The 24,030-nt window shown below is 70.9% G+C and carries 28 protein-coding genes and 1 pseudogene; 16 read left to right on the forward strand and 13 right to left on the reverse strand.

Annotation, left to right across the window (positions count from 1 at the left end):
- Positions 1–116: 116 nt before the first annotated feature.
- Positions 117–1,295, reverse strand: a complete 1,179-nt coding sequence (locus tag J5X86_RS13195) for a mandelate racemase/muconate lactonizing enzyme family protein (protein WP_208516931.1) — start codon at positions 1,293–1,295, stop codon at positions 117–119.
- A 151-nt stretch (positions 1,296–1,446) separates the two neighbouring features.
- Here J5X86_RS13195 and J5X86_RS13200 point away from each other — a divergent pair, with 151 nt between their 5' ends.
- The 4 genes from J5X86_RS13200 (at position 1,447) to J5X86_RS13215 (ending at position 5,562) form a co-directional block, all read left to right on the forward strand.
- Positions 1,447–2,349, forward strand: a complete 903-nt coding sequence (locus J5X86_RS13200; protein WP_208516932.1) for a LysR substrate-binding domain-containing protein — start codon at positions 1,447–1,449, stop codon at positions 2,347–2,349.
- Between the two features lie 5 nt (positions 2,350–2,354).
- Positions 2,355–3,641, forward strand: coding sequence for an MFS transporter (locus J5X86_RS13205; protein ID WP_208516933.1), 1,287 nt, complete (start codon positions 2,355–2,357; stop codon positions 3,639–3,641).
- Between the two features lie 52 nt (positions 3,642–3,693).
- The gene (locus J5X86_RS13210; RefSeq protein WP_208516934.1) at positions 3,694–4,221 is read left to right on the forward strand and encodes a DUF2867 domain-containing protein; all 528 of its coding nucleotides are present in this window, start codon (positions 3,694–3,696) and stop codon (positions 4,219–4,221) included.
- An 84-nt stretch (positions 4,222–4,305) separates the two neighbouring features.
- On the forward strand, positions 4,306–5,562 hold the full coding sequence (locus J5X86_RS13215; RefSeq protein WP_208516935.1) for a cytochrome P450: 1,257 nt from the start codon (positions 4,306–4,308) through the stop codon (positions 5,560–5,562).
- Here J5X86_RS13215 and J5X86_RS13220 read toward each other — a convergent pair.
- Complete coding sequence (locus J5X86_RS13220) at positions 5,559–6,119, reverse strand: ATP-binding protein (RefSeq protein ID WP_308124533.1); 561 nt, start codon at positions 6,117–6,119, stop codon at positions 5,559–5,561. The genes J5X86_RS13215 and J5X86_RS13220 overlap by 4 nt on opposite strands.
- A gap of 198 nt (positions 6,120–6,317) precedes the next feature.
- Between J5X86_RS13220 and J5X86_RS13225 the strand changes: the two genes are divergently transcribed.
- From J5X86_RS13225 to J5X86_RS13240, 4 genes are all read left to right on the forward strand, one after another.
- Positions 6,318–7,085: an IclR family transcriptional regulator gene (locus J5X86_RS13225; RefSeq protein WP_208516936.1), complete on the forward strand. Its 768-nt coding sequence runs from the start codon at positions 6,318–6,320 to the stop codon at positions 7,083–7,085.
- Between the two features lie 43 nt (positions 7,086–7,128).
- Positions 7,129–8,634, forward strand: a complete 1,506-nt coding sequence (gene glpK, locus J5X86_RS13230; protein ID WP_208516937.1) for a glycerol kinase GlpK — start codon at positions 7,129–7,131, stop codon at positions 8,632–8,634.
- Between the two features lie 180 nt (positions 8,635–8,814).
- Complete coding sequence (locus J5X86_RS13235; protein ID WP_078647054.1) at positions 8,815–9,216, forward strand: SseB family protein; 402 nt, start codon at positions 8,815–8,817, stop codon at positions 9,214–9,216.
- A 199-nt stretch (positions 9,217–9,415) separates the two neighbouring features.
- Positions 9,416–10,252 carry an undecaprenyl-diphosphate phosphatase gene (locus J5X86_RS13240; protein WP_208516938.1) on the forward strand — a complete coding sequence of 279 codons (837 nt, stop codon included), beginning with the start codon at positions 9,416–9,418 and terminating at the stop codon, positions 10,250–10,252.
- 17 nt (positions 10,253–10,269) lie between these two features.
- Here the strand turns inward: J5X86_RS13240 and J5X86_RS13245 are convergent, their stop codons facing one another.
- Positions 10,270–10,410, reverse strand: a complete 141-nt coding sequence (locus J5X86_RS13245; RefSeq protein ID WP_208516939.1) for a hypothetical protein — start codon at positions 10,408–10,410, stop codon at positions 10,270–10,272.
- A gap of 34 nt (positions 10,411–10,444) precedes the next feature.
- On the opposite strand from J5X86_RS13245, the gene J5X86_RS50635 reads away from it, so the two are divergent.
- The gene (locus J5X86_RS50635; protein ID WP_243980178.1) at positions 10,445–10,639 is read left to right on the forward strand and encodes a hypothetical protein; all 195 of its coding nucleotides are present in this window, start codon (positions 10,445–10,447) and stop codon (positions 10,637–10,639) included.
- A gap of 56 nt (positions 10,640–10,695) precedes the next feature.
- On the opposite strand, the pseudogene J5X86_RS52835 reads toward J5X86_RS50635, so the two are convergent.
- Positions 10,696–10,938 (reverse strand): annotated as a pseudogene (locus J5X86_RS52835) (hypothetical protein); the annotation flags it as partial.
- On the opposite strand from J5X86_RS52835, the gene J5X86_RS13255 reads away from it, so the two are divergent.
- Complete coding sequence (locus J5X86_RS13255; RefSeq protein WP_374229250.1) at positions 10,886–11,044, forward strand: hypothetical protein; 159 nt, start codon at positions 10,886–10,888, stop codon at positions 11,042–11,044. The pseudogene J5X86_RS52835 and the gene J5X86_RS13255 overlap by 53 nt on opposite strands.
- A gap of 85 nt (positions 11,045–11,129) precedes the next feature.
- Here J5X86_RS13255 and J5X86_RS13260 read toward each other — a convergent pair whose 3' ends face one another.
- Positions 11,130–11,279, reverse strand: coding sequence for a hypothetical protein (locus J5X86_RS13260; RefSeq protein WP_208516941.1), 150 nt, complete (start codon positions 11,277–11,279; stop codon positions 11,130–11,132).
- Here J5X86_RS13260 and J5X86_RS13265 point away from each other — a divergent pair.
- Positions 11,278–11,622, forward strand: a complete 345-nt coding sequence (locus tag J5X86_RS13265) for a hypothetical protein (RefSeq protein ID WP_208516942.1) — start codon at positions 11,278–11,280, stop codon at positions 11,620–11,622. The two genes, J5X86_RS13260 and J5X86_RS13265, sit on opposite strands and share 2 nt — an antisense overlap.
- A gap of 53 nt (positions 11,623–11,675) precedes the next feature.
- On the opposite strand, the gene J5X86_RS13270 is transcribed toward J5X86_RS13265, so the two are convergent.
- The gene (locus J5X86_RS13270) at positions 11,676–12,530 is read right to left on the reverse strand and encodes an oxidoreductase (protein ID WP_208516943.1); all 855 of its coding nucleotides are present in this window, start codon (positions 12,528–12,530) and stop codon (positions 11,676–11,678) included.
- Positions 12,527–13,402, reverse strand: a complete 876-nt coding sequence (locus J5X86_RS13275; RefSeq protein ID WP_208516944.1) for a helix-turn-helix transcriptional regulator — start codon at positions 13,400–13,402, stop codon at positions 12,527–12,529. Before J5X86_RS13275 ends, J5X86_RS13270 begins: the two co-directional genes overlap by 4 nt.
- An 86-nt stretch (positions 13,403–13,488) precedes the next feature.
- On the opposite strand from J5X86_RS13275, the gene J5X86_RS13280 reads away from it, so the two are divergent.
- Together J5X86_RS13280 and J5X86_RS13285 are read left to right on the forward strand one after the other, a co-directional pair.
- The gene (locus J5X86_RS13280) at positions 13,489–14,718 is read left to right on the forward strand and encodes a cytochrome P450 (RefSeq protein ID WP_243980181.1); all 1,230 of its coding nucleotides are present in this window, start codon (positions 13,489–13,491) and stop codon (positions 14,716–14,718) included.
- A gap of 44 nt (positions 14,719–14,762) precedes the next feature.
- Positions 14,763–15,932, forward strand: coding sequence for a serine hydrolase domain-containing protein (locus J5X86_RS13285; RefSeq protein WP_208516945.1), 1,170 nt, complete (start codon positions 14,763–14,765; stop codon positions 15,930–15,932).
- 51 nt (positions 15,933–15,983) lie between these two features.
- Here J5X86_RS13285 and J5X86_RS13290 read toward each other — a convergent pair whose 3' ends face one another.
- The 4 genes from J5X86_RS13290 to J5X86_RS13305 form a co-directional block, all read right to left on the reverse strand.
- Positions 15,984–17,306, reverse strand: a complete 1,323-nt coding sequence (locus tag J5X86_RS13290) for an MFS transporter (protein WP_208516946.1) — start codon at positions 17,304–17,306, stop codon at positions 15,984–15,986.
- Between the two features lie 2 nt (positions 17,307–17,308).
- Positions 17,309–18,676 carry an FAD-binding oxidoreductase gene (locus tag J5X86_RS13295; RefSeq protein WP_308124534.1) on the reverse strand — a complete coding sequence of 456 codons (1,368 nt, stop codon included), beginning with the start codon at positions 18,674–18,676 and terminating at the stop codon, positions 17,309–17,311.
- A gap of 117 nt (positions 18,677–18,793) precedes the next feature.
- Positions 18,794–19,384, reverse strand: a complete 591-nt coding sequence (locus tag J5X86_RS13300; protein ID WP_093469534.1) for a helix-turn-helix domain-containing protein — start codon at positions 19,382–19,384, stop codon at positions 18,794–18,796.
- Positions 19,385–19,448: 64 nt separating this feature from the next.
- Positions 19,449–20,030 carry a TetR/AcrR family transcriptional regulator gene (locus J5X86_RS13305; protein WP_208516947.1) on the reverse strand — a complete coding sequence of 194 codons (582 nt, stop codon included), beginning with the start codon at positions 20,028–20,030 and terminating at the stop codon, positions 19,449–19,451.
- 145 nt (positions 20,031–20,175) lie between these two features.
- Between J5X86_RS13305 and J5X86_RS13310 the strand changes: the two genes are divergently transcribed.
- Positions 20,176–20,913 carry an SDR family oxidoreductase gene (locus tag J5X86_RS13310; RefSeq protein WP_208517026.1) on the forward strand — a complete coding sequence of 246 codons (738 nt, stop codon included), beginning with the start codon at positions 20,176–20,178 and terminating at the stop codon, positions 20,911–20,913.
- 16 nt (positions 20,914–20,929) lie between these two features.
- Here the strand turns inward: J5X86_RS13310 and J5X86_RS13315 are convergent, their stop codons facing one another.
- Positions 20,930–21,217: a hypothetical protein gene (locus tag J5X86_RS13315; protein WP_308124535.1), complete on the reverse strand. Its 288-nt coding sequence runs from the start codon at positions 21,215–21,217 to the stop codon at positions 20,930–20,932.
- A gap of 23 nt (positions 21,218–21,240) precedes the next feature.
- Complete coding sequence (locus J5X86_RS13320) at positions 21,241–21,654, reverse strand: helix-hairpin-helix domain-containing protein (RefSeq protein WP_208516949.1); 414 nt, start codon at positions 21,652–21,654, stop codon at positions 21,241–21,243.
- Positions 21,655–22,035: 381 nt separating this feature from the next.
- Here J5X86_RS13320 and J5X86_RS13325 point away from each other — a divergent pair, with 381 nt between their 5' ends.
- Positions 22,036–22,788, forward strand: coding sequence for a hypothetical protein (locus J5X86_RS13325; protein ID WP_208516950.1), 753 nt, complete (start codon positions 22,036–22,038; stop codon positions 22,786–22,788).
- A 14-nt stretch (positions 22,789–22,802) separates the two neighbouring features.
- The gene (locus J5X86_RS13330) at positions 22,803–24,002 is read left to right on the forward strand and encodes a copper amine oxidase (RefSeq protein ID WP_208516951.1); all 1,200 of its coding nucleotides are present in this window, start codon (positions 22,803–22,805) and stop codon (positions 24,000–24,002) included.
- Positions 24,003–24,030: the final 28 nt, after the last annotated feature.

Consider the following 24,030-nt stretch of genomic DNA (forward strand, 5'->3'; position numbering starts at 1 on the left):
AAGGAGTCCACGTACATGCACTCCGTCTATATATGAAGATGGAGGCTAGAGGGGTGAACACCGCTGGTCAATGGGTGTGCCCGTGGATTCGCGATCGGCGCCGGTGTGAACCGGACTTACCGGGCACCGAATTCGGCCTCGGCGCGCATCCAGGCGCGGGCCTGCTCGCTGAGGGTGATCCCGAGGCCGGGCCGTGCGGACACCCGCATCCGGCCGTCGCTGATCTGCAGCCGCTCGTTGAACAGCGGCTCCAGCCAGTCGAAATGCTCCACCCACGGCTCCTGCGGATACGCGGCCGCCAGATGGAGGTGGATCTCCATCGCGAAGTGCGGGGCGAGTTGCAGATGGTGCTGATCGGCGAGGGTGGCCAGCTTGAGGAACTGGGTGATGCCACCGATGCGCGGTGCGTCGGGCTGAATGACGTCCGCCGCGTTGTGGCGTATCAGCTCCCAGTGTTCGGCGACGCTGGCCAGCATCTCCCCGGTGGCCACGGGGGTGTCCAGCGAGGCGGCGAGGGCCGCGTGGCCCGGTGCGTCATAGGCGTCCAGCGGCTCCTCGATCCAGACCAGGCCGAACTCCTCCAAGGCGCGCCCCATGCGCTGTGCGGTGGGCCGGTCCCACTGCTGATTGGCGTCGACCATCAGCGGCACATCGTCGCCCAGGTGCTCCCGTACGGCGGTCAGCCGGCGCAGGTCCTCCTTGCCGTCCGGCTGCCCCACCTTGATCTTGATGCCGCCGATTCCGCTGGCCAGGGAGGCCGTCGCGTTCTCCAGAACCTGCTCGGTCGGCGTGTGCAGAAAGCCGCCCGAGGTGTTGTAGCAGCGGACGGTGTCGCGGTGTGCGCCCAGCAGCTTGGCCAGCGGCAGCCCGGCCCGCTTGGCCTTGAGGTCCCACAGGGCGATGTCGAAGGCCGCCACCGCCTGGGTGGACAGCCCGCTGCGGCCCACGGAGGCGCCGGCCCACACCAGCTTGGTCCAGATCTTGCCGATGTCGCTGGGGTCCTCGCCGAGGAGGGTGGGCGCGATCTCCTGGGCATGGGCGAACTGGCCGGGGCCTCCCGCGCGCTTGGAGTAGCTGAAGCCGATCCCCTGGTGTCCCTCCGCGGTGGCGAGTTCGACGAAGAGGAAGGCCACCTCCGTCATCGGCTTCTGGCGCCCGGTGAGAACCTTGGCGTCGCTGATGGGCGTGGCCAGGGGAAGGACGACCGAGGACACTCGGATCCAGGAGACCCGGTCGAGGGTTGCCTCACCTGCCTGCTGCGCGGTGTGCGTTGCCGTATGCGATGTGGTCACCACGTGTTGTCCCTGTGTGTGGGCCCGTATGCGGGGCGAGTGGATATCGCCGGATCCGCCCCGGGGCGGCCGGCGAGCTCCTTTGCAAGCTAAGGTCGCCAGACGATCTACGTCTAACTTAAAATTGGCATGCGTTGATACCGGGAGAGCATCGTTGTTCACGCTCATGCAACTCATCAGCTTTGTGACGGTCGCCGAGGAGCTGCACTTCACCCGGGCCGCGGAGCGGCTGAAGATGACCCAGCCGCCGCTGAGCCGCCAGATCCAGCTGCTGGAGACCGAGTTGCGGGTCCAGTTGCTGGAGCGCACCAACCGCTCGGTGCGGCTCACCCCCGCGGGACGCGCCTTCCTCACCGAGGCCCGCCGTATCCTGCGCCAGTCCGAGCACGCCGTCCTCGCCGTCCGGCAGGTGGCGACGGGCGAGGCGGGGAGCATCGCCATCGGCTTCACGGCGGCCAGCGCCCACTCCGTACTCGGCACTCTCCTGGAGATCGCCCGTGCGACCATGCCGGGCGCGGAGATCACCCTGCGCGAGATGGTCACCCGGGACCAGTTGGAGGCCGTCACCGAGCGGAGCCTGGACCTGGGCCTGGTGCGGCCCTCGGTCACCGGACCGGATCTGCGGTCCCGGCCCGCGGCCCGGGAGCGGCTGCTCGCCGCCCTGCCGACGGGACATCCGCTGGCGGCGGGCGAAGGGCCGCTTCAAGTGGCCGACTTCGACGGGCAGGACCTGCTGATGTACTCGCCGATCGAGGCGCGCTACTTCAACGAGCTGCTCATCAGCATCTTCCGCGCCGCACACGCCACCCCGGTCTTCTCCCAGTATCTGAGCCAGGTCCACACCATCCTGGCCCTGGTGAACGGCGGCTGGGGCGTGGCCCTGGTCCCGGAGACCGCCGCCCGGCCGCGCTACCCGAACATCGTCTTCAAATCGGTGGAGCTGACCACTCCTGAGCCGGTAGAACTCAACCTCGTGTGGCGTAAGAACAATGACAACCCGGCCCTGCACGCACTGCTCCGCCATGCGGCCGCCCTTCTTCCCGCTCAAGGAGCCTGACCGTCGTGACACCCAGAACCTCCGGTGGCCTGCTGCGTCGCCACCGTGACTTCCGGCTGCTGTGGTGCGGTGAGACCGCCGGGAAGTACGGTGCGGCCGTCACCGGAGTGGCGATGCCGCTGATCGCGGTCACCACCTTGCACGCGGACACCTTCGAGGTCGGTCTGCTGACCGCCGCGAGCTGGGCCCCTTGGCTGGTCATCGGCCTTCCGGCGGGGGCCTGGGTGGACCGGTGGCGCCGAAGGCCGGTCATGCTGGCCGCCGCCGCGGTCTCGCTGGTGCTGTTCGCGAGTGTTCCGGTGGCCGCCCGGTGCGGCCTGCTGAGCATCGGACTGCTGCTGACCGTCGCCCTGTTGACGGGTACGGCGGCGGTGTTCTTCCAGACCGCCTACAGCGCGTATCTCGCCCGCCTCCTGAACCCCGAGGACCAGCCCGAGGGCAACGCCAAACTGCACGGCAGCGCGTCCGCGGCGCAGATCGGCGGCCAGGGCTCCGCCGGTCTGATCGCACAGGTGGCGGGCGCGGTGAACGGGATGTTCGTCAACGCCGCGACCTTTCTGGTCTCCCTTGCCTGCCTGACCGGCATCGGCTTCCGCGAACCGCGCGTCCCCCGGGCCGAGCGCCCGCCCCGGGCGCTGGCCCGCGAGGTGGCCGAGGGGCTGCGGCTGATCGCCCACGACCGGTGGCTGCGCACCCTGACGCTCTTCGCGGCCGCGTCCAACCTGGCGCTGATGGGCTACCAGTCGATCCGGGTGGTCTTCCTGGTCCGGACCGTCGGGCTGTCCCCCGGGCTGGTCGGTGGGCTCATCGCGGCCGTCAGCCTCGGCGGCGTCGTCGGGGCGTTCTGCGCACGCCGTGTCGCCGCCCGGGTCGGCGACGCGCGGGCGACGCTCCTGTTCGAGCTGGGGCTGGCCGTGGGCGCGCTGCTCATGCCGATGACCGCCGAGGGACCGTGGGTCGTGCTGTTCGTGGCGGGCGGCTTCTGCGTCACCGCCGGTGTGGTGGCCGGCAATGTGATCAAGGCGAGCTTCCAGCAGCGCTACTGCCCGCCGGAGCTGCTCGGCCGACTCACCGCGTCATCGGCGTTCGTCAGCTACGGAACGCTGCCCCTCGGAGCGCTGCTCGGCGGCGCGCTCGGCACCGCGCTGGGCCTCCGGGCCGCCATGTGGATCACCACGGCGGGCATTCCGCTCGCCGGGCTGATCCTGCTCTTCTCCCCCATCCGGCGCTCCCGGGACCTTCCTGCGTCCGCGCCGGCCCAGCCACGTCATGAAGCCCCGGCCACGTCGTGATCGCCGGTCACGTCATGAAGCCCCGGCCACGTCATGAAAAGGAGTTCTTCCCATGACCACTCCCCCGGCCACTCCTCGCGCACGACGCGTCGCGGTGCCCGGGGCGCTGGCGGCCCGTGACGACCTCGCGGGTGCCCACTACGCCTCGGCGTTCGCCTTACCGGTCCCGCGGGCAGGGGCCCTGATGACCGCCGAGCAATGGGCGCGGGCCGTCTTCGAGGGCGCTCCGGCTCCCCTGCGGCGGTTCCTCATGCTGGGCTGGACGCTGGGGCTCGGCCTCCGGCTGGGCCCCAGGACGTCGCCGCGCCATGTCCTGGGGTGGGCCGTCTCGGACGCGGCGGATCACTCGCTGACCCTCACCGCGCGCTCCCCGCTGATGCTCACGCACAACGTCGTGGCCGTCGAGGACGCGAGGGTCCTGTGGGCGACCTTCGTACGGTTCGACCGGCCCGTCGGCCGCCCGCTGTGGGCCCTGGCCGCGCCGATCCACCACCGGACGGTTCCCCGTCTCCTCCAGCGCGCGGCGCGCGATGCCGCGTCGGCCGGGGAAACCACCCGCGGTGACGGCCGGTTGCCTTGAGGCCCCGGTCGCGTCGCCCGGCCCAGCGGCCCGAGCTACGCTCAAAAGGGAGGGACTCGGTTCGCCTTCGAAGGGAGCGTTTCCGTGTCCGTCACATCACGCGCGTCGACTCCGGCGCCGCTGCCCAGACATCGCGACTGCCCCTTCGACCCGCCCGGTGCCTACGAGGCGCTGCGCGAGGAGGGCGGAGCCAGTCGTCTGGCCTTTCCGGACGGCAAGGCGGGCTGGCTGCTCACCCGGCACGAGGACGTGGCGCAGTTGCTGGCGGATGACCGGTTCAGCTCGGACCGCCGCCGGACCTCCTCGCCGGTGCACGCGTTTCCGGTCCGCCCGGACGATCGCCGCATGCTGGGCTCGTTCATCGGCATGGATCCACCCGAGCACACCCGCTACCGGCGGCTGCTGAGCAAGTGGTTCACCGCCCGGGGGATGCGGCGGCTGCAGCCCCGGATCGAGGAGATCGTCGACGGCCACCTGGCCGCGATGGAGCGCGCCGGTCCGCCGGCCGACCTCGTGACGTCCTTCGCCCAGCCGGTCCCGTCGCTGGTGATCTGCGAGCTGCTCGGGGTGCCGTACGAGGACCGGGCCGACTTCCAGCGGTGGGCCACCGTTCTGCTCCGGATCGGCCAGGGCGAGGAGGAGGTCTACGCGGCCCGGGACGCGCTGTGGGAGTACATGCGGGAGCTGATCGACACCAAGCGGCACCGGCCGGACGAGGCGCTGCTCTCCCGTCTGGTCAACGGCGAGCACGGCGCGCCCGGCGGCTCCGGCACCGCCACGGCGGCCGGGCTGACCGACGAGGAGCTGACCGGTGTGGGGCTGCTGCTGCTCATCGCGGGCCATGAGACGACGGCGAACATGCTGGCCCTTGGCACCTACGCCCTGTTGCGCCACCCCGGGCAGTCGAAGCTGGTGCGGGAGCGGCCCGAGGTGATCGACCACGCGGTCGAGGAGCTGCTGCGGTATCTGACCATCGTCCAGTTCGGGACGGTACGGGTCGCCCAGGAGGATCTCGAGATCGCCGGGGCGCGGGTGCGGGCCGGGGAGACGGTCGTCGGGTCGCTCGCCTCGGCCAACCGGGACCCCTCGCGGTTCCCCGACCCCGGCACCCTGGACGTCACCCGCGAGACGGCCGATCAGATCGCCTTCGGCCACGGCATTCACCAGTGCCTGGGCCAGCATCTGGCGCGGATGGAGATGCGGACGGGCTTTCCCGCCCTGCTGCGGCGCTTCCCCACGCTGCGCCTGGCGGTGCCGCCCGACGAGGTGCCCCTGCGCCACGACATGCTGATCTACGGCGTCCATCGGCTCCCGGTCACCTGGGACCGGGCCGCCGGTTAGGCGACCGGCACGTCCGCCCACCAGGTGATGCCCTCATGGCAGGAGTGGCTGCCGTGGCGCGTGGACAGCGCGGTGACGATGCCGAGCCCGCGGCCGTGCTCATCGGGCTCGATGTCCTCCTCCGCCCGCTGACCGGCGGGCACCGGGCCGCCGTCGGTGACCTCGATGCGCAGGCCGGCGGAGCCCTCGCACTCGGTCCAGCGCAGCCGCAGCACGGCCGGGGGCAGGGCGTGCAGGATCGCGTTGGTGACCAGTTCCGAGATCACCATGAGTGCCTCGTCGAGGCAGTCGTCCGACAGCTCCCATTCGGTCAGCAGCGCGTGCGCCCGCCGCCGCACGGTGGCGACGGCCTCGCAGATGTGCGGGACCGGGAGGACATGGCCGTCTCCCTCGTCCGCCGGGGGCCGGCCCGGGACCTCGCCGCGTGTCACCACCGGCGCCAGCAGGGGGTCCGGTTCCGGCGCCTGGGAGCCGATGAGACGGGCGCCGGTGAAATCGACGGTCTCCGCGGCCTGCCCGGTGACGCCGGGCTTCGGATAGCTCAGTTGTTCCGCCACGTCTCCTCCTCTCCGAGCCGAGTGGGTTGTCTGTGCCGGGCACCCTTCGGGTCGCCTTTTGGCATCCTGGTCTTCTTGTCCCGATACGGACGCTATGGCCCCTATCCGCCGGGGTCAACGAATCCGAGTCGGCATTACCGAACGTTTGGCGTTTTCGCCGACAGGCTGTGCCACTGGCCGAAGAGCTACGATCGCGTCATGGCCGGCCCGGTGCAGTCCATCGAGCGGGCGGCGGCGATTCTTCGGCTGCTCGCCCAGGGCTCCGGTCGGCTCAGTCTGGGCGAGGTGGCCGCCTCGCTCGGCCTCGCGAAAGGCACCGCGCACGGCATTCTGCGCACGCTGCAGGGCGTCGACTTCGTCGAACAGGACAAGGCGACGGGGAAGTACCAGCTCGGCGCGGCGCTGCTGCACCTGGGGACCAGCTATCTCGACATCAACGAGCTGCGGTCCCGCTCCATCAACTGGACCGACGCCCTGGCCGCCCGCAGCGGTGAGGCGGTCCGGCTCGGAGTGCCCCTGGAGGGCAAGGTCCTCATCGTCCACCACGTCTTCCGGCCCGACGACACCTTCCAGACCCTGGACGTGGGCTCGCTGCTGCCCCTGCACGCCAGCGCACTGGGCAAGATCCTGCTGGCGTACGGGGCGACCCCTCTGGAGCCGCTCATGGAATCCGAACCGGAGAACTACACCCGTCACACACTTGTCTCTCCCCAGCAGCTCAGCCGGGCGATGGGCGAGATCCGCGAGAATGGCTGGGCGGTCGCGACCGAGGAGATGATGGTGGGCGAGGCCGATATCGCCGCGCCGATCCGCGGACAGGGCGGGCTGGTGGTGGGCGCCGTCGGCGTCTCCGGCGCCGTGGACCGCCTCTGCGACAGCAAGGGCCGCCCTCATCCCTCACTCGTCGGGCTGACGCGCGACGCCGCCCGGGCGATCTCCCGCGATCTCGGCGCGGCCCGCTGGTGACGCCCCGTGCCCTGCTCGAACCCGCCCGAAGGCAGGCCAGGCCATGGTTGAACGCTATGTGATGTCCATCGACCAGGGCACCATGTCCACCCGGTGCATCCTCTTCGACCACCAGGGACGGCTGGTCTCGGTCGGCCAGCGAGAACATGAGCAGTACTTCTCCAAGCCCGGCTGGGCCGAGCACGACCCCGCCGAGATCTGGTCCCATCTGCGCCGTGTCGTCGTACCCCGGGCCCTGGAGGGCGCGGGGATCCGGCCCGAGCAGATCGCGGCCATCGGCATCGCCAATCAGCGCGAGACCACAGTGGTCTGGGACCGGCGCACCGGCGTTCCCGTGTGCCACGCCATCACCTGGCAGGACACCCGCACCAGCGGCTATGTCGAGGAACTGCGGCGGACCACCGGTGACGACTTCTTCCTCGAACGCTGCGGACTGTCCCCCACGACCTACTTCTCCGCGCCACGGCTGCGCTGGCTGTTCGACCATGTCGACGGCTTGCGCGAGCGCGCGGGGCGCGGAGACGTGCTGTTCGGCACGATGGAGAGCTGGCTGATCTGGAACCTCACCGGCGGGCCCGACGGCGGACTGCACCTCACCGACGCCACCAACGCCAGCCGCACCATGCTGATGAACATCCGCAGCCTGACCTGGGACGATGAGCTGCTGGCCTATTTCGATGTGCCCCGGGCGATGCTGCCGGAGATCCGCCCCTCCGCCGAGCGCTACGGCATGGCCCGCGCCCTGCTGCCGCAGGTGCCGATCTGCGCCGCGCTCGGCGATCAGCAGGCGGCGCTGTTCGGGCAGACCTGTTTTGCCAGCGGCGAGGCGAAATGCACCTACGGCACCGGCAGCTTCCTCCTGCTCAACACCGGCACCGAGCTCGTACGGTCCCGGCACGGGCTGCTGACCACGGTGGGCTACAAACTCGGCGACGAGCCGACGGTCTACGCCCTGGAGGGCCCGATCGCCGTCACCGGCTCGCTGGTGCAGTGGTTCCGCGACCGCCTGGGCATGATCCACAGCGCCCCCGAGATCGAGACCCTGGCCCGCGGCGTCGAGGACAACGGCGGCTGCTACATCGTCCCCGCCTTCTCCGGGCTCTTCGCCCCGCACTGGCGCAGCGACGCGCGCGGGGTGATCGTCGGGCTCACCTCGTACATCACCAAGGGACATCTGGCCCGCGCCGTTCTGGAGGCCACCGGGTGGCAGACCCGGGAAGTGGTCGACGCCATGAACGCCGACTCGCCCCAGCCGCTGCGGCAGCTGAAGGTGGACGGCGGGATGACGTCGAACAATCTGCTGATGCAGTTCCTGGCCGATGTCCTGGACCTGCCCGTGGTGCGCCCCATGGTCTCCGAGACCGTCTCTCTCGGGGCCGCCTACGCCGCCGGGCTCGTCTCCGGCTACTGGCCCGATCTGGAGGGGCTGCGCCGCAACTGGCACCGCGCGGCCCAATGGATGCCCACGATGGACCCCGCGCGGCGGGAGGCGGAGTACGAGAACTGGCAGCGGGCGGTCGAGCGGTCGCTGGGCTGGGCCAGTTCGTAGCCCGGGGCACCTTCCCGGGCGGGCCTGTCGGGCCCCGTCGGGCCCCGGGAAGGAATCGAGCGCGAGGAGGACGTGTGAGTTCCATGAGGCGGGGTATTCGAGCCAGCCGCGGCTGTTGAACCAGTCGCTCTGGGACCCAGAAACCCATGAAGACCCAAAACCCGATCCATGGACGGAATCATGACCAGCCCTTCCGATGAAAACGTCTCCGCCACCCAGCAGGCCCTCGGCGAGCTGGCGGCCGACCGGGCGGACGAGTCGGCGCTGAACACCCTCGCCAACAGTGAGGTCCTCCTCCCCTCCGCCGAGAGCGGAGAGGAGACCGACCCCCAGGCCGTGACCCTGCCCGTGTTCCAGCAGGAGGACGGCGCTCAGCTGGTACCGGTCTTCACCACTCCGGACCGGATGCACCAGGCCCTGCCCCAGATCGAGCGGTACCACCTGGTGCCGCTGGGCGCGCTGGCCCAGGGATGGCCCTCCGAAGAGCTCTCCCTGACCATCGACGCGGGTGCCCCGGAGGCCGTCACCCTCTCGGCCACCGGCGTACGGAGCCTGCTCAGCGGCTCCGGTCCGGCCGCCTGACCTTTTCGGCCGCGGCGGCCCGTGCCCTTCTCTCTACGGGCACGGGCCGCGGCGATGCCCGGATGCCGTGGCCGCCCCCTCCCCCACGATCGCGCCGGACCGCGGTGGGCCGCCCGCCGATTGGTCACCTTCCCGATCCATCGTCTACCGTCCCGTACACATTCACTGGTTACGGAAAGACACCGGCGGGACGGATCACGTGAGCGCGATCAACATCGGACAGGCCGTGGTTCTCGGCGTCGTCGAGGGGGTCACGGAGTTCCTCCCGGTCTCCTCCACCGGCCACCTCAAGATCACTGAGGGGCTGATGGACATCCCGGTGGACGACAAGTCCGTCGTCGCCTTCACCGCGGTGATCCAGGTCGGTGCCATCGCCGCCGTCCTGCTGTACTTCTTCCGCGACATCCGGCGCTTCGCCACCGCATGGGGACGGGGGCTGGTCAACCGCGAGGAGCGGTACCACCACGACTACAAGTTCGCCTGGTGGGTCATCTACGCCACGATCCCCATCGTGGTCGTGGGCCTGGCGGCCAAACCGCTGATCGAAGGCCCGCTCGCCTCCCTGTGGGTGGTGGCCGCCTCGCTGATCGTGGGCAGCGGGCTGATGTGGCTGGCCGACCGGATGGGCCGCCACAAGCGCGGGGAGGACGACACCAGCGTCAAGGACGCGATGCTGGTCGGCTCCTCGCAGATCCTCGCGCTGCTCTTCCCCGGCTTCTCCCGCTCGGGCGCCACGATGGCCACCGGCCTCATGCTCGACCTGGACCGCCTGGCCGCCACCAGGCTCTCCTTCTTCCTGGGCATTCCATCGCTGACCGGCGCCGGTCTGTACGAGCTCAAGGACGCCATGGGCGGTGGCGTGGGAACGGTGCCGCTCGCGGTGGGCACGGTGGTGTCCTTCGCCGTGGCCTACGCCTCGATCGCCTGGCTGCTGAAGTTCGTCGCCAAGCATTCGTTCAACGCCTTCGTGATCTACCGGATCGTCATCGGCCTGGCGCTGTTCGGACTGCTCGGCTCGGGCGCCCTCAACGCCTGACGCCGCCGCGGGCGCTCTCACCCGCCTGACGCCGTCTCCCAGCCACCGGCCGGATAGTCGACATAGCCGCCCGCCCCGCCGGTGTAGTACGTCCCCGGGCCGCCCGCCGCCGGCTCGCGGTCCAGGGCGAACCGGGCCACGAGGCCGGGGTTGGCCACGAAGTGCGTGGCGTAGGAGACGAGCGACCGCCCCGTGGCCTATCCGCATCTGCGCGGCGGACCGGCCCCCGCCGCGCCGGGCGCCGCCCTCGGCCAGGACGCCTTCGCCGGCTATCGGCGCCTCTTCGACGGTCCGCTGATCGCCAACCACGGCTTCGACCGGGAGACCGGGAACGCCATGATCGAGGCGGGGCTCGCGGACACGGGCTCCGCCACGAGCGCGTCGTAGTCGGCGAGCATCCGCTCATCGGCGGTGAACCACTCGGCGGTCCAGTACGGCGACAGGCGGACGCCCACCCGGCGGCCGTCCCAGGCCGCGGCCACCTCGTCGACGATCTCCATCAGCAGTCGCCGCCGGCCGGCCGAGTCGTGGCCGTAGGCGTCGTCGCGGCGGTTCAGCCGCGGATTGAGGAACTGCGGGATCAGGAACGAGCCGAATCTCCCGTGGGGTGACCGTCTCCTCGGCCGCCAGAAGGTGCGGGGTATCGCGGCGGTGCCCCGCGCCGAGCTGGACCGGCAGCGGCGCACCGTCGACGCCTTTCTCCCCGCCGCGCGAGGCGGGGACATGGAGGCGCTGCTCGCCGTGCTGGACCCGGATGTCGTACGGCGTGCCGACCGCGCCGCCCTGCCCTAGGGTCCTTCTGACGGATCTCCGTGGGCGAAGGAGCGGCGTCCGGTGCGTGCTCTCGGCGTGCCGCGTGGAGGCCCTCGTAGCGGAGCTACTTGGGTTTTCGCGCGGTGCGGCGAGAGGGCGTGCCGACGGTGGCCAGCGGTGCGCGGGCGGTGGCGGTGGCGGAGGAGACCGCCGGGTTCGCGGTCTCGAATTGGCTCTCCTCGACGAGGTGCGGCCTCACGTAGCCTCGGCCCATGGGTGATGTGCTGCCGTATCTGATCGTCGCCGGGGTGCTCGCCGCGCTCATGGGCTTCCTCGGCTGGGTGGCGTCCCTCGCCCGTCGCCGCGGCGCGACCGGCACGGCCCTGCGGGCGGCCCTGGCCTCCCATGACGAGGCGTTCCGAGTGACCGCCCATGACTCCCACCACGAGATCCTGGCGCAGGCGGAGCGCAAGGTACCGATCCTCTCCCCCGACGGTCAGTGGACGCCGAGCCACGCCGTGGCGGATCCGGGGGCCCGTCCGCCCTTCGGAGCACGGGCTTCCCGGACCCGGCGGGGGCTGCTGCGCCGGTGGAGCCGCCGGGTGCGGGGGCGCTGACGGTCCCGGTGAGTCGGCGGGCCCAGCGCGCGGCCACGGGGTAATCGGCGGGCCTAGGGCGCGGCCACGGGGTAGTCGGCTCCGAGGGTGACATCGCGCCAGGCATCGAAGGCGGTCCTGAGCGAGTCCAGCCTGGCCTGGGCGATGTCATAGGCCGCCTTGCCCAGCAGCAGCCGCAGCGGGGGCTCCTCCGCCTCCACCGCGCCGATGATGGCCTCGCTCGCCCGCGCCGGATCCCCGGGCTGGTGGCCGTAGGTGGCGAGGGTGCTGGTGCGCCGTGCGCCCGCGCTCTCGGCGTAGTCGTCGATGGTGACGGCGGACTGCCGCATGGAGGGGCCGGACCAGTTGGTGCGGAAGGCGGCGGGTTCGACGATCGTCACCTTGATGCCCAGCGGGGCCACCTCGGCGGCGAGCGATTCGGAGAGGCCCTCCACGGCGAACTTGGTGGCGTGGTAGTAGCCGGTGGCGCCGAAGGCGGCCAGGCCGCCGAGGGAGGAGATGTTCACGATGTGGCCGGCGCGGCGGGCGCGCATGCCCGGCAGCACCGCCCGGGTGACGTCCACCAGGCCGAAGACATTGGTGTCGAACAGGGCCCGGACCTCCGCGTCCTCGCCCTCCTCGAGAGCGGCGAGATAGCCGTAGCCCGCGTTGTTGACCAGTACGTCGATGAGGCCGAAGGCGGTTTCCGCCTCCTTGACGGCCTCCGCCACCTGGTCCTTGTCGGTGACGTCGAGCGCCAGGGCCAGCGCGCGGTCCCCGTGCCCGGCGACGATGTCGGCCAGCTGCCCGGGGGCGCGGGCGGTGACCACCGCGCGGTGGCCATGGTCGAGGACGGCGGTGGCGAGTGCCCGGCCCAGACCGGTGGAACAGCCGGTGATGAACCAGACGGGCGAGTTAATGAGGGTCATGCGGAAGAGTCCTTCGTCGTGGTGCTCATGGTGTCGTGGGGCGTCTCCACCGCGTCGGCGGCGAGGCTGCCCAGCAGGGACAGCGCCTGTTCGGACGGGCTGCCCGGTTCGGCCTGGTAGACGACGAGCTGCTGACCGGGGGCGCTGTTCACGGTCAGCGCCTCGTACTCCAGCGTCAGCTCCCCGACCAGGCGGTGCCGGAAGCGCTTGGTCTCATGGGTCTTCTGACGGATGTCATGGCGGGCCCACAGCCGCCGGAACGCCTCGCTCTTCAGCGACAACTCGCCGATGACCGCGATCAGTTCGGGGTCCTCCTCGTCGATTCCGGCCGCCGCGCGGAGCCCGGCGACGGTGTTGACCGCCACCCGCTCCCAGTCGGGGTAGAACTCCCGCGCGTCCGGGTCGAGGAAGACCAGCCGCATCAGGTCCCGGCTGTGGGTGTGCCCGTCGAACAGGGCCCTGCCCAGAGTGTTGTGGGCCAGTACGGTCAGACAGCGCCCCAGGACGACGGCCGGTGTCCGCGGCCAGCCCTCCATCATCCGCAGCAGGGTCGGGCTCACCCGCTCCCGCCGCGCGGCCGGGCGGCGCCGGCCGGGGGCCGGACGGGCCAGCCGGTGCAGATGGGCGACCGCGTCCTCCTCCAGCACCAGGGCCCGGGCCAGCGCCTCGGTCACCTGCGCCGAGGGATGCCGCTCCCGGCCCTGCTCCAGCCGTATGTAGTAGTCGGTGCTGACCCCCGCCAGCAGGGCGACCTCCTCGCGGCGCAGCCCCGCCACCCGGCGCCGGCCGGCGGACCGGATGTCCACGTCCTCGGGCCGCACCAGTTCACGGCGGGCGCGCAAAAAGCGTCCCAGAGGGTTCTCGCTGTCCATGAAATCGAGCCTAGACCTGGGAAAGCGGCATCCGGAGCCCGTAAGGTGGCCGCGCTACTCCTAGTCTGAGCCGGGAGGTGCCGCCCATGGGCGGCGGATCACACGACCGCGGAGCGCGGGAATTCGGGGAGCGCAGGGTCGACCGGGGGCCGTACGGAGGCGGCTGCCCGGTGCGTCGGGGGCCCGACGGGATCTGGCAGGTGTCCGGCTATGAGGAGGCCCGCGCCGTCCTGCGCAGCACCGCCACCGTGCAGGCCGGGCTCGGCATCGAGACGGTGGAGAAGCTGCCGTCCCGGTTCCGGCGGCCGGTGCTCTACCGGGACGGTCCCGAACACCGTGAGGACCGGCGGCAGACCGCCCGGTTCTTCACCCCGCGCCGGGTCGACGAGCACTATCGCGAGGTCATGGTCCGGGTGGCGGAGGCACAGCTCGACACCATCCGGGACACCGGCCGGGGTGTGCTCGCCGATGCGGCCTTCCATCTGGCGATCGAGGTGGCCAGTGCCGTGATCGGCCTGACGGAGAGCCGGCCCGGGATCCGGAGGCGGCTGGAGCGGTTCTTCCCCGAGAAGTTCGGCACCCCGGGGCTGACCAGTCTGCACGGGATCCGCTGGCTGCTGCGGCAGAACGCGAACTGGCTGCGGATCTACTGGGGTGATGTCCGCCCGGCCGTACGGGCCCGGCGGCGACGGCGGCGCGACGACCTGATCTCCCATCTGCTGGACGAGGGGTGTTCGTCCGGCGAGATCCTGGGCGAGTGCATCACCTTCGCCGCCGCGGGCATGGTCACCACCCGGGAGTTCGTCAATGTGGCCGCGTGGCATCTGTTCGGCGACGCCGCCCTGCTGGCGCGGTACCGGGCCGCCGACGAGCCCGGCCGGATCGCGATCCTGCACGAGATCCTCCGGCTCGAACCGGTCATCGGCCGGCTCCGCCGTCGTACCACCGCACCACTCCGGCTGCCCGGCGGCGGCCAGGATCCGGGCGCGGAGGTGACGGTGCCGCCCGGGGAGCTGGTCGATGTCCTGCTCCACCGCGCCAATCTCGACGGCCGTACGGTGGGCGAGCGGCCGGAGCGGCTCCGTCCGGGCCGCCCGATGGCCGCGGGCGCCGGTGCGCCGGGGCTGTCCTTCGGGGACGGTGCGCACAAATGCCCCGGAGCCGCCATCGCGCTCCTGGAGACGGATGTCTTCCTCAGCCGGCTGTTCGCCCTGCCCGGCCTCCGTATGGCGTCCCCGCCCAGGGTCGGCTTCAAGGACGAGATCGGCAGCTATGAGCTGCGCGGCTGCGAGGTCGTGCTCACGGGCCGGACCTGACCGCCACCGGCCCCACCGACCACCCGAGTGTCAGGAGGAACCACATGACCGAGTCCCCGGCCCCGATCCAGGGCTACTGCGACCCCCGGTTCGCCGGAGTGCGGGCCGCCTTCGAGGCGAACTTCCGCGAACGCGACGAGCTGGGCGCCGCGGTGGCCGTGCGGATCGGCTCGGAGACCGTGGTGGATCTGTGGGCCGGCTGGGCCGAGGCCGGGCGCACCCGCCCCTGGGAGCGGGACACCCTGGTCAATGTGTGGTCGACCACCAAGGGGCCGACGGCCCTGTGTGCCCATGTGCTGGCGGACCGCGGGCTGTTGGACCTGGACGCGCCGGTGGCCGCGTACTGGCCCGAGTTCGCCGCGGCCGGCAAGGGCTCGCTGCCGGTGCGGTATCTCCTCTCGCACCGGGCGGGGCTGGCCGGGTTGCGGGAGCCGCACAGCGTGGCGGAGCTGTACGACTGGGAGTTGACCACCGCCCGGCTGGCCGCGGCCGAGCCGTGGTGGGAGCCCGGCACCCGTAGCGGCTATCACGCGCTCACCTACGGCTTCCTGATCGGCGAGGTGATCCGGCGGATCACCGGGCTGCTGCCCGGCGAGTTCCTGCGGCAGGAGGTCACCGGGCCGCTGGGCATCGACTTCACCATCGGCCTTCCGGAGAAGGAGACCGGCCGGGCCGCCGAACTGATCGGTCCGCGGGCCGGGCGGCCGGCCGGTGAACAGGCCGCGGCGGGCCTGAAGTTCACGCCGGTCGCCTTGGCGGCGCTGGGCAATCCGGTGGTCGGCGCCGCCGAGGCCAACAGCCGGGAGTGGCGCGAGGCCGAGCTTCCGGCCCTCAACGGCCATGGCACGGCCCGCGCCATCGCCGAGCTGTACGGCATCCTCGCCCGCCGCGGTCTGGCCGACGACCGCCGGGTGCTGTCCACGGACGCCGCCGAGCGCGCCCGCGAGGGCCAGGGTTCCTGCCGGGACCTGGTCCTGGGCGAGGCTCTCGGCCGGGACACGGAGGTGGCGCTCGGGGTGTGGCTGAGCGGCGCGCACGGCTCGTACGGCCCCAACCCGCGCGCCGTCGGCCATGACGGCTTCGGCGGCTCCTGCGGGCTGGCCGACCCGGAAGCGGAGCTTTCCCTCGGCTACGTGATGAACCGTATGGGCCCGCACATCGTCGACGACCCCCGGAAGATGGCCCTGGTGGAGGCGGTGTACGCGGCGCTGTGACCAGCGGCGCGGCCGGCCGCGGCTGGGCAACCCCGCCCCCACCGTGGCTGACTACGCCTCTCGCGAGCGTTTCAGCAGCGCCAGGGAGCAGATGAGGGACACCGCCACCAGCCCCATCTGGTAGATCACGACCGGCACGATCGAGCCGCCGGTCGAGCGCAGCAGCCACTCGCCGACCAGGGGTGCCGTACCGCCGATGAGCGCCGAACACAGCTGGTAGGAGAGGGAGATACCGGTGTAGCGCACGGAGATCGGGAAGGCGGCGGCGAGCAGTCCGGCCAGGATCGCGTAGTTCATCGCGCCGGTGATGCCCAGCAGACAGATGCCGAGCCCCACGATGACCGGCTGGGTCGTCGAGACACAGGCGTACATCACGGGCACCAGAGCGAAGTTGAGGCTCAGCAGGGCCGCCACGGTGCGGCGCGGGCCGAAGCGGTCGGCCAGCAGCACTCCGAAGGGCTGGGTGAAGAACTGGATGACGCTGTAGACGAGCAGCACGTTCAGCATGGTGGAGCGATCCATGCCGAGGCTGCCGGTGGACCAGGACAGGACGAAGGTGGTGATGAAGTAGGTGGCGGCGATGCCGATGGAGCTGGCGAGCACGCCGAGGGCGAGGGTTCCGGGGTGGCGGGCGACCAGTTCCCGCAGGGGGACCTTCGCGACGCGCTTCTCGTCCCGCAGCCGGGTGAACTCCGGGGACTCCTCGACCTTGAGGCGCACGACGAGGCCGATGACCACCATCACGGCGGAGAAGAGGAACGGAACGCGCCAGCCCCAGGCGTCGAAGTCGTCGTCCGGAAGCTGGGTGAGCAGCGCGAACATCCCGGTGGCCAGGATCGATCCGGCCGGTGACCCCTGCTGGGCGAAGGCGCCGAACGACAGCGCCTTCCCCTTGGGCGCGTGTTCGCTGGCGATGAGGACGGCGCCGCCCCATTCGCCGCCGACCGCGATGCCCTGCACCATGCGCAGCAGCACCAGCGCGATGGGCGCGGCGACGCCGACCTCGTCGTAGCCGGGGAGCAGCCCGATCAAGGTGGTGGCGATGCCCATCATGAGCAAGGTGGTGACCAGGGTCTTCTTCCGGCCGATCCGGTCGCCGAGGTGGCCGAAGACGATGCCGCCGATCGGCCGGGCGAGGAATCCGAGCCACAGGCTGCCGAACGCCTCCAGCGCGCCGGCGGTGTCACCGCCGCTGCCGAAGAAGATCTTGCCGAGGACGAGCGCGGACGCGGTGGAGTAGATGTAGAAGTCGTACCACTCGACGGTGGTGCCGATGAACGAGGCGAGACCCGCCTTGCGGGCGGTCCGCTCGCGGTCGGTGGCCGGGGAGCGGTCCGTGGCCGCGGCGGTGGCGGTGGCGGTGGGCTTGCTCATGGTCAGCGTCCAGATATGCGGTCGGCGAGACGGGCGATGGGGGAAGTGGTGGTGCGGCCGGAGGACTCGGTACGGTCGGCGGCGCGGTACGCGGCGTACATGCCGTGCACCCCGATCCACCGGAACGGTTCGGGCTCCCATCGACGGGTGCGGTGGCCGACCCAGGGCAGCGCGGTCAGCTCGGTGGAACGGCCGAGCAGCAGATCGGACAGGGTGCGTCCGGCGAGGTTGGTGGCGGCCACGCCGTGGCCGACGTATCCGCCGGCGAAGCCGAGGCCGGTGGCCGGGTCGTAGTCGATCGAGGCGCACCAGTCGCGGGGCACGGCCAGCACCCCCGACCAGGTGTGGTCGATGGCGGCCTCGGCGGTGTCCGGGAAGAGGCCGGTGAGGATCCGCCGCAGGGCGCGCACGGTGTCCGCGCTGGTCTGTCCGGCCCGGTCGGTGCGGGAGCCGAACTTGTAGGGCACTCCGCGGCCGCCGATGGCGATGCGGCCGTCCGCGGTGCGCTGTCCGTAGGTGTAGGCGTGGGTGGCGTCGCTGAGGAGTTCCTGGCCCTCCCAGCCGAGCCGCTTCCACAGCTCGTCGGGGAGCGGCTCGGTGACGATCATCGAGGAGTTCATCGGCAGCCAGGTGCGCCGCTCGCCCTCGATGCCGCTGGTGAAGCCCTCGGTGGCGCGGACGATCCGGCCCGCGCTGATGGTGCCGAACGGGGTGCTGACCCGGCCGGGGGCGATGGCGGTGACGGGGGTGGACTCCAGGATCCGTACGCCCCGCGCCTCCACCGCGCGGGCCAGGCCCTGCACCAGCTTGGCCGGGTGAACCCGGGCGCAGTGCGGATTGTGGTAGCCGCCCAGCGCCCCGTCCAGGCGCAGCCGCTCGGCGACGCGGGGTGCGCTCAGCCACTCCAGGTCCTGTGCGCCCCAGTGCCGGAGCTGGTCGTACGCGGTGCGCAGCCGCGGCAGTTGGGCCGCGCCGTGGGCGACGGTGAGATAGCCGCTCTTGACGATGTCGGCCTCGATGCCCTCGGTACGGGCCACCGAGATCACCTCGTCCACGGTGTGGATCATCTCCCGCTGCAGGGCGATGACGCCCTCGCGCCCGCGCTTCCTCGCATAGGTCCCGGCCGATCCGGCGATCTTGCAGCTGAGCCAGCCGGCGTTCCGCCCCGAGGCGCCGAATCCGGCGAACTCCCGGTCCACGACGGTGATATCGAGATCGGGGGCGGCCTGCTTGAGGTAGTACGCGGTCCACAGCCCGGTGAAGCCCGCGCCCACGACGCACACATCGGTGGCGAGGTCGCCGTCGAGGGGCGGACGCCGTTCGGGGAAACCGGTCTGGCGGTACCAGAAGGACACATTTCCGTTCAGCACTGCGGCACTCAGCCAATCGTGGTCGTACGGCCGCTGGTCGGGCGGCCTGGGGATGGCCCCGGTTTCGTCGCGGATCGAGGAGGGCGGATCGAGGAGCGTGGACCCAGGGGGTGCGGGTCAGTAGCTGGGTGGGCTGATCACCCACAGCACCCGGGCGGCCGCCGCGGCCGTCTCGCTCAGCCGGTGCGGTACGGCGGAGGAGTAGCGGATGCTGTCACCGGCCCCGAGGGTGAAGGAGCGGTCGCCGAGCTGGAGGGAGACCGTGCCCTCGAGTACGTAGAGGAACTCCTCCGAGTCTCCGTGGCTGTAGAGGGTCTCCCCCGTGGAGCCGTGGGCGTCGAACTCCCCCAGGAACACCTCGAGATGGTGCTGCGGCCCAGGGGTCAGCCGGAACTTGCGCCCGCCGAGCACCCCGAGGGCGAGCCGGGGCGCCTCCTCGGCGCGCAGCACGCTCGGGCCGCTGGTGAAGTCGTCGCCGAACAGGTCGGCCACCTTCAGGCCGAGCGCGGCGGCGACCTGCTGGAGGGTGGCGATGCTGGGGTTGGCCTGCCCGCGCTCTATCTGGCTCAGATAGCCCTCACTGATCGCGGCGGCCTCGGCGACGGTCCGCAGCGTCAGCCGTCGTGCCTTGCGCAGCGCACGCAGCCGATCGCCAACGGACTCGTCGCCGGTACCGGCGGCCCGGTCCGTGGGGTGTTCGTTCTCCATGGCCGGACACGCTAAGAGCGCTGAGCGGCTGGCACAAGAGTCTGAACTGAAAACTCAGAAATCTTTACTGAGGACGGGGTCCGGCACTCAGTCCGTCCAGGGCGAGGTCGAGGAGGCGGTCGGCCTGCTCGCGCTGTTCGGGCTTCCCCGAGGCGAGGGCGATGCCGGTGAGAGCGGCGAACATGTCGGTCGCACTGATGTCGGACCGGATCACACCGGCCGTGACGGCGGCGTCCATCAGCCGCGAGAGAGCGTCCTGGATCATCTCGTGGCTCTGGGCGTACGGATTGACGCCCGACGCGACGACGCCCCGCAGCGCGTCCGCCATGCCCAGCTTGGCGTTCGCGTAGTCCATGAAGCGGCCCAGCCACGCACGCATGGCCTCGCGCGGGGGCAGGGTCGCCAGCAGCTCGGGGGCGGCGTCGCAGAGCCGGGCCAGCTCATTGCGGTAGGCGGCCTCGATCAGCAGCTCGCGGGTCGGAAAGTTCCGGTAGAGGGTGCCGGTGCCCACGCCCGCCTCCTTGGCGATGCGCTCGAGGTGGGCGTCCAGCCCTTCCTCGGCGAACACCCGCACCGCGGCGGAGAGGATCTTCTCCCGGTTGCGCTGTGCGTCGGCCCGCAGCGGGCGCCCTGGATCCCTGGCCATCGGCGGCTCTCCTCATTCCCCGGTTGCTAAGTGGAGGCACACCCACTTAGTGTGTACGCAGTGAAGTGGAGGCGACTCCGGTTCTCACTGTAGGCCATCGCCGCCTCCCCTTTTTCCTGCAATCCCCCTGGAAGGACTCCCCATGATGTCCGGTATCGAAGGCAAGGTCATCGCCATTACGGGCGCGAGCAGCGGCATCGGCGAGGCCACCGCGCTGCTGCTCGCCGAGCGTGGAGCGAAGGTCGTCCTCGCCGCGCGGCGGTCGGACCGCATCGAGGCACTGGCGGCCCGGATCACCGAGGCGGGCGGCGAGGCCGTCCCCGTCGTCACGGATGTGAAGCGGCGCGAGGATCTGTCCCGCCTGGTCGCGACGGCACGCGAGCGATACGGAAAGCTCGATGTGCTGGTCAGCAACGCCGGTATCAGCCCGATCTCCGCCCTCGACGATCTGCGCGTCGAGGACTGGGAGCAGATGATCGACGTCAACATCAAGGGCGTGCTGTACGGCATCGCCGAGGCCCTGCCCGTCTTCCGCGAGCAGGGCTTCGGGCATTTCGTCCACACCCTCTCCACCGCCGGGCTGACCATCGTCCCGACGATGTCGGTCTACGCCGGCACCAAGAACGCCGTACGCGCCATCTCCGAGGGGCTGCGCCAGGAGGCGGGCGAGTCGCTGCGGGTGACCACCGTCTCGCCGGGGTTCACCGAGACGGAGCTCGCGCATTCCATCACCGACCCGGACGCGAAGAGCCAGATCCAGGACTCCATGGCCAAGATCGCGATGCCGCCGGACGCCATCGCCCGCGCCATCGCGTTCGCCATCGAGCAGCCGGCCGGTGTCGACGTCGGCGAGATCGTGGTCCGCCCCACCGCACAGAGCTGAGGCCCGTGCCCGACGGTCAACCGCCGGGCGTACGGCCGGTGTCCAACAGCGCGGCATGGACGGCCGCGGTGAGAACCACGGTCGCGAGCGTCCATGAGATCCAGTCGCCCGGGTCGGGCAGCAACTGGCGTCCGAGCGCGATCGGATAGATGGCCACCGCGTACCCGGCGGGTACGGTGCGCGGCACGATCCCCTTACGGGCGGCGCCGAGGAATAGCAGCGGCGCCAGCAGCCCGGCGGAGAACACCACGCCCACCACCCACAGCACCCGGTGGCGTTGGCCGGTGTACAGAGTGGGCCGCACGGATGTTCCGGTGGAATATTCGTTCACGATGGCCTTTCGCTCGGTGCGGAGTGCAGACGATTGAGTGCGTGGTGTGCGCTCACGGCGCCGATGCCCTCCAGATCGCGAAGCTGGCGCGCGGAGAAACTGGAGAGTAGTTCGAGATTATCGATACCAGCTCTGAGTAATGCATTGGCCAAACGATGTCCGATTCTGTCGTGTCCGAGGGCATCGAAAAGTTCGCCCCCCTCACAGGAACCGCAGCCTCGTCCGGACTCGCTCGGCGCCTTTTCACCGACGCCGCACCCACCGCACATATCGATCACCCGGTCATCCCATCGCCCCCTGGACCAGCTCATTTTGACGGTGGCTTCACGGAGCGCACCGATGCTGTCGGCCGCGGAGGAGGAATGCGTGGCGCCACAGATGTCACATCGAATGGTGATCGAATGGCTCATGTGAGCATGATGGCAGAGCGACTTCCAACGGGCCTTCCCCGTCATCGCTTTGCGGCCGTTCGGCCACCCATCGAGACATGCGTTTCTCACAGCCGCTTGATGACAAATGCGACTGTTACGCCGCCCGGAGTGGTGAAAGCGTGAGCCATCAGTGGACAGCGAAGTGTCCGGGGGGGTCCGCGCGAGCCGTCGTCAGCGGCTTGAATCCCGTCGGTGCGGACGGGGAACGCACCATCGACAATTCGGGATCCGGCCGAGTGCTGTCACCGCGAGCCCCACCGGGCTCTCCTGACCGACAACGGAAACGGCTGGGTGATGAGAGACAACGCCACTGACAGGGGCGCGGACGATACGAGGGGGCGCCGTCATCGGCGATGGCGCGTGTCCGCGGCGCTGGGTCTGACGGCGGTACTGGCGGGCGGCGGGATCGCCGCCCTCCAGGCCACCGGATCGCCCGCGGCCGACGCCCCGGAGCCCGCGGCCGTCGTCGCCTCGCACTCCGGCCGGCTGACGCCCGGGGAATCGCGCGAGGCGTCCCGCATCGCCGTCGACGCCGCCACCCGGCCCGCGACCGCGACCGCCCAGGGCGGCAAGGACGCGAAGAAGGACACCGGGGGCGGGGAGCGGAACGCCGCGGGCGGTTCCGGCGCCGAGCCGCTGGACACCCGCCGTCCGCCCCGGGCCAAGTCGGCCTCCTCCGCCCCCGACAACCGGGCCGAGGTCCAGCTCTACGACTACGCCTCGGACACCCTCATCACCCGGCTGATCGATCTGCGCTCCAAGAAAGTCCTCGACTCCGCGCGGCAGCACGGCGTCCAGCCGCCTCCCACCCTGGCCGAGGCCCGTGAGGCGGTGAAGGTCGTCCTGGCCGACCGCCGGCTCGGCCCGGGGATGCGGGACTCCTTCACCTCGCAGACCGGGAAGCGGCTGACCTCGCCCTCCCAACTGCGCCTCCAGAGCATGTCGTTCCTCGGCTCCCGCGCCAAGGGGGTGGATGGCGCCCGAAAGGTGTCCCGGTGCGGTGAGCACCGGTGTGTGCAGCTCTTCGTGCGCCTTCCGGGTGGCAAGTGGATCGACACCAGCCGGATCGTCATCGATCTGTCGGCCAGGCGCGCCGCCGTCATCGGCCTGTGAGGGGAGCTTCGTCCGTGTCCAGTCTGTTTCGGCGTGCCCGTGTGCTGGTCGCCGCGGTGGGATTGCTGGCCCTGTGGGTGCCGGGCCCGGCGTCCGCCGCGCCCGCGAGGGCCTCGGCGGCCCCGTCCTGCCCCGCCGCGGATCGCATCGACACCACCCTGAAGAACGGTGCCCGGTGGCAGATGTGCTGGGACATCGACCGCAACACCGGTGCGGTGCTCAGCGATGTGATCTACACCCCGAACCGCGGCGCCCCCACCCGTGTCCTAAAGAGCGCCTCGCTCGCCGAGGTGCATGTGCCCTACGACAGCGGTCAGCCGCGCTTCTACGACGTCTCCGCGATCGGCTTCGGCGATCTGGAGCAGGGCACACTCACCCCACTCAGCGCCAAGGACTGCCCCGACGGGCGGCTGCACGACTTCCGGGACACCCCCGTGCTGTGCGCCGAGGAGCAGCCCCGGCCGTTCGCCTACAAGAGCGCGGTGGAGAAGGGCGTTCTGCACGGCACCGACCTGGTCGTCTTCTCGGTTTCCGAGATCGGCTGGTACGACTACATCACCGAATGGCGCTTCTCGGACGACGGTTCCATCACTCCCCGGTCGGGTGCCACCGGGAGCCTCTCGCCGTTCCAGTTCTCCGACGCGAGCAGCGGCTGGCCGACCGGGGTGGGCTCCACCCGGTTCAGCGAGAACCACTCGCACAACATCTTCTGGCGGCTGGACTTCGACGTCGACGGACAGTCGGCGAACACCGTGGAGCAGTACGACTACCTGGGCAGCGGTACGGCCGAGCGCACCACCAAGCGCACCGTGCTCTCCCATGAGACCGCGGCGGACCTCGCGCCCACCCGATTCTGGCGGGTGGTGAACCCCACGGCCGAGAACTCCGACGGCCACGCCAAGTCCTGGGAGATCGACAACCACCACAGCGATCAGTACCGGGGTCCGCACGAGACCGAGGAATTCACCCACCACGACATGTACTTCACGCAGTACCGGGAGTGCGAGCGGCTGGCCTACGGCAACACCGCCCCGGACTGCGCCGCCTCGGTCGACAAGTACACCGGCGGCGAGAAGCTCACCGACCCGGTCGCCTGGGTCAGCGTCGATTTCCACCATGTGCCCAGGGACGAGGACCAGGACCCGATGCCCACCCACTGGCAGGGCTTCACGATCGTGCCCCGGGATGTCACGGCCACGAGCCAGCTTCCATGACCCGGCCCCTGTCGCCCATCCCGTTCCG

Source organism: Streptomyces sp. NEAU-YJ-81 (assembly GCF_017592595.1).
GTDB lineage: Bacteria > Actinomycetota > Actinomycetes > Streptomycetales > Streptomycetaceae > Streptomyces > Streptomyces hygroscopicus_B.

Excerpts from the sequence above, each read along its gene's own strand:
- J5X86_RS13210 (WP_208516934.1), top strand. The coding sequence starts at position 3,694 with ATGACCACTCCCCCGGCCACTCCTCGCGCACGACGCGTCGCGGTGCCC.
- J5X86_RS13235 (WP_078647054.1), top strand. The coding sequence starts at position 8,815 with ATGACCAGCCCTTCCGATGAAAACGTCTCCGCCACCCAGCAGGCCCTC.
- J5X86_RS13265 (WP_208516942.1), top strand. The coding sequence starts at position 11,278 with ATGGGTGATGTGCTGCCGTATCTGATCGTCGCCGGGGTGCTCGCCGCG.
- J5X86_RS13225 (WP_208516936.1), top strand. The coding sequence starts at position 6,318 with ATGGCCGGCCCGGTGCAGTCCATCGAGCGGGCGGCGGCGATTCTTCGG.
- J5X86_RS13275 (WP_208516944.1), bottom strand. The coding sequence starts at position 13,402 with ATGGACAGCGAGAACCCTCTGGGACGCTTTTTGCGCGCCCGCCGTGAA.
- J5X86_RS13285 (WP_208516945.1), top strand. The coding sequence starts at position 14,763 with ATGACCGAGTCCCCGGCCCCGATCCAGGGCTACTGCGACCCCCGGTTC.
- J5X86_RS13290 (WP_208516946.1), bottom strand. The coding sequence starts at position 17,306 with ATGAGCAAGCCCACCGCCACCGCCACCGCCGCGGCCACGGACCGCTCC.
- J5X86_RS13310 (WP_208517026.1), top strand. The coding sequence starts at position 20,176 with ATGTCCGGTATCGAAGGCAAGGTCATCGCCATTACGGGCGCGAGCAGC.
- J5X86_RS13280 (WP_243980181.1), top strand. The coding sequence starts at position 13,489 with ATGGGCGGCGGATCACACGACCGCGGAGCGCGGGAATTCGGGGAGCGC.
- J5X86_RS13300 (WP_093469534.1), bottom strand. The coding sequence starts at position 19,384 with ATGGAGAACGAACACCCCACGGACCGGGCCGCCGGTACCGGCGACGAG.
- J5X86_RS13320 (WP_208516949.1), bottom strand. The coding sequence starts at position 21,654 with ATGAGCCATTCGATCACCATTCGATGTGACATCTGTGGCGCCACGCAT.
- glpK (WP_208516937.1), top strand. The coding sequence starts at position 7,129 with ATGGTTGAACGCTATGTGATGTCCATCGACCAGGGCACCATGTCCACC.
- J5X86_RS13305 (WP_208516947.1), bottom strand. The coding sequence starts at position 20,030 with ATGGCCAGGGATCCAGGGCGCCCGCTGCGGGCCGACGCACAGCGCAAC.
- J5X86_RS13260 (WP_208516941.1), bottom strand. The coding sequence starts at position 11,279 with ATGGGCCGAGGCTACGTGAGGCCGCACCTCGTCGAGGAGAGCCAATTC.
- J5X86_RS13270 (WP_208516943.1), bottom strand. The coding sequence starts at position 12,530 with ATGACCCTCATTAACTCGCCCGTCTGGTTCATCACCGGCTGTTCCACC.